General features: G+C 43.4%; 4 protein-coding genes. All 4 read left to right on the top strand.

What is annotated here, in order from left to right; genetic code table 11:
- Positions 1 to 95 precede the first annotated feature (95 nt).
- The 4 genes from CS022_RS24325 (at position 96) to CS022_RS28375 (ending at position 2,831) form a co-directional block, all read left to right on the top strand.
- A complete protein-coding gene (locus CS022_RS24325) occupies positions 96 to 683 on the top strand; it encodes a hypothetical protein (RefSeq protein ID WP_129124439.1) in 588 nt (195 codons plus the stop codon).
- Positions 684 to 1,104: 421 nt separating this feature from the next.
- The gene (locus tag CS022_RS24320) at positions 1,105 to 1,341 is read left to right on the top strand and encodes a hypothetical protein (RefSeq protein WP_129124438.1); all 237 of its coding nucleotides are present in this window, start codon (positions 1,105 to 1,107) and stop codon (positions 1,339 to 1,341) included.
- A gap of 726 nt (positions 1,342 to 2,067) precedes the next feature.
- Complete coding sequence (locus CS022_RS24315) at positions 2,068 to 2,448, top strand: hypothetical protein (RefSeq protein WP_129124437.1); 381 nt, start codon at positions 2,068 to 2,070, stop codon at positions 2,446 to 2,448.
- Positions 2,424 to 2,831, top strand: coding sequence for a GNAT family N-acetyltransferase (locus tag CS022_RS28375; protein WP_129124440.1), 408 nt, complete (start codon positions 2,424 to 2,426; stop codon positions 2,829 to 2,831). Before CS022_RS24315 ends, CS022_RS28375 begins: the two co-directional genes overlap by 25 nt.
- The last annotated feature ends 107 nt before the right edge of the window (positions 2,832 to 2,938 follow it).

The raw sequence follows: 2,938 nt of genomic DNA, 5'->3' as shown, positions 1-2,938 counted from the left end.
AAGGCTCAGCGGGTGTTTCAAGTGTAGGCTCATAACAAGGCCATCAAACATCGCGCCTTTATGGGCGCTGGACTCGCAAAAACCGCTCGCCGTTTATGGCTGCGTTATGTGAATTAAGTCATATGAAATTGAGATTACTGCTCGTTATTATAGCTTTGAGCCCATTAATTATTTGGTTAACCTACAAACCTATCCGCATATTGGCACCAGAGTTTAATGGGTTGGATTGCATCAACAACACTATTTGTATCGATGATACTTCTCAGCTTGACATAGCATCAGAGCTTTATTCTTCGGCGTATGCCTTCACTAAAAAGCAAGTCGCTCCGTTTGAGAAAAATCCTAGAGTAATTTTTTGTTCCACGCCACACTGCTTTAACTCATTTGGTCTTAATGAAATGAGGGCTGTAACTCTTAGTACATTTGGTATTGTCGTTGGCCCTAGAGCTTGGGATTGTAGCTTCCTTTCTCACGAGTTTATTCATCACTTACAACATGAGAAACTTGGTAACTTTGAAGTATGGCTGGATACACCTCAATGGTTCATGGAAGGTATGGCTTACTCACTCACTGACAAACGTGAAGTTTTAGATGAGCCATGGGAAAGTCACCGTGCTAAGTTTGAGCTTTGGAACAAGCACTTAGAGACTAATAATTTCTGGCAAAGGGCACGCTCACTTTAAATTCACATAACAAGCGGCTCAAATTCGCTCCGTTTCACTCCGCCGGACGCTCACTGCGTTCGCGCCGTTTAGCCGAGCGTTATCCCCCATCAATCATAGAGCTTTGAGTCTCAAGGTTTAGTCTCAAATTCCTCTTTTCATAGCCGCAGGTTTGTGTCGAAATCAGTGAACAAACTTTGTTTGCGTTGCGTGTCTGAAATTCCAATCACGCAGTTGAATTCAGGTTCGGGTTGTTGTTTCTTGGTTGCTTAAACACGGTTTGCGGCAAAACGAAATGCGGTCCCTTTTTCAAAAGGTGCTGGCGGCAAGCCGCGACAAACACGGAGCAAGGGCTAACAAACGCAGTCACTGGACAAAAAACTGCTCCGCATTTTTTGCCCGTGCTGGCAGGCGTTAGGTGTTTCTCAGGTTTGGAGTTCAAATGGGATTTAAGTTTTGGTTCGTTAGAGCATTAAAAGTATTTCTTGGAGTAGCTGCCTTACTTTTTATAGTTGAGTTGCTTAAACAGCATTCAATCCAAGAAGCATTAATTTTTGCTTGTACTTGGTCTTCAATCACAACAGCAGTTTTTATATGTTCAAGACTATATCAATCACGTAAAGGTGTAGAGTGTACTTTGTGCAATGACATTCCAGACAAAAGTGATAAAAATACCTAACAAGGGTTTTCAAGTCGGACAAATTACAGTGGGCTTTTGTTCGTGCCTCACTTATTTTAGCCAACTACAATTTTCCGCTTAAAACGGCGTTATCCCCCATCAATTATAGAGTTTTCAGCCCAAAGGTTTAGCCGCCAAATTCCTCTTTTCATAGCCGCAGGTTTGTGTCGAATTCCTTTAACAATCGTTGTTTGCGTTGCGTGTCTGAAATTCCAATCACACATTTGAATTCGCACTCAGGTTGTTGTTTCTTGATGGCTTAAACGCGGTTTGCGGCGGTGCTAAATGCGGTAGCTTTTTTCAAAAGGTGCTGGCGGCAAGCCGCGAAAGACATGGAGCAAGGGCTAACAAGTGCAGTCACAGGACAAAAACCGCTCCGCCATTTTTTGCCTGTGCTGGCAGGCGTTATCCCCGATCAATTTTAAAGTCTTGAGTCCCAAGGTTTAGTCGCCAAATTCCCTTCTTCATAGCCGCAGGTTTGTATCGAAATCACTAAACAACCTTTGTTTGAGTGACGAGTCTGAAATTCCAATGACATATTTGAATTCACATTCAGGTTGTTGTTTCTTGGTGGCTCAAATACGGTTTGCGGCGATGCTAAATGCGGTGGCTTTTTCAAAAGGTGCTGGCAGGCGTTATACGCAGTACTGATATCATTAGCCTGCGTATTGGGGAACGGAAAAGCTTGGTACATGTACGTAGGTAAATACTCAACGAGGTTAAAAAATGCTTAAAGTGGAAGCATCGCATTTTGAACACAAAATTGATAAAGCGACTTTTGAGAAAACGTTAACTGAAGCAGCAGTTAAATACGCTGAAGATTCAATCTTTTTTGTCGACAACATAAAACAACCAGAAGTATTTTTCTTTATTCGACGTGGTGTAGAGGCTGTATTAATTTCTCGGGGAAATGCAGAGAGTGCTTATCTGGAAAAGGTCGCAGAACTATTCAAAGAGCACCGAGCCATCGTTCTCATGTCAGACGACGCTGAATTCCAGAGTATCATGTCTCAGAAACATGGATTTGGAGTGGTAGAGCGACTTAGCTTTAAGTACGCACCTTTGTCCCCGATGATTGTGCAATCCTTAGAAGAAGGCTGGAGCTAAAGCGAATTGATTTTTCGTTAGCAAAACGTATTGAAGGCGAAATAGACCCAGATTTCAGACTTTTCTGGAATTCGCCCGATGACTTTATTGAGGCCGGTGGTAGTGGCTTGTGTTTGCTGAGAAATGGCGAAATCGTAGCCTGCTCTTGGTCATCATATACAACCGACAAGAATGTCGAAATTGCAGTTGCGACGCGGGAAAACTGCCGCCGAAACGGCTTTGCGAGTTTGGTATGTAAACACTATATCAGTCAACTCCTATCTGAAGGTCGCGCCCCGTGGTGGAGTTGTCACAAGAGTAACTCGGCATCGATAGCTCTGGCTAACAAGCTTGGCTTCCAAGTGCTACAAGATTATTCATGGATGTTTGCGCCCCGAAAGTAGGAACATATGTAGCTTGAAGGCGCCTGGCTTCAAATTCGAAGTACGACACTTATGTAGTGGTCAACTCATTCCGGACAGTAAATTAGGCCGATTTTCAGCCTTCGCAG

This window comes from Veronia nyctiphanis (assembly GCF_004116385.1).
Lineage (GTDB): Bacteria > Pseudomonadota > Gammaproteobacteria > Enterobacterales > Vibrionaceae > Veronia > Veronia nyctiphanis.
The sequence above is the reverse complement of the archived record's forward strand: the minus strand, read 5'-3'. Positions and strand labels throughout refer to the sequence as shown.

What these genes read in the sequence shown, in the direction of transcription:
- CS022_RS24325 (WP_129124439.1), top strand. Translation starts at nt 96, where the DNA reads ATGGCTGCGTTATGTGAATTAAGTCATATGAAATTGAGATTACTGCTC.
- CS022_RS24315 (WP_129124437.1), top strand. Translation starts at nt 2,068, where the DNA reads ATGCTTAAAGTGGAAGCATCGCATTTTGAACACAAAATTGATAAAGCG.
- CS022_RS24320 (WP_129124438.1), top strand. Translation starts at nt 1,105, where the DNA reads ATGGGATTTAAGTTTTGGTTCGTTAGAGCATTAAAAGTATTTCTTGGA.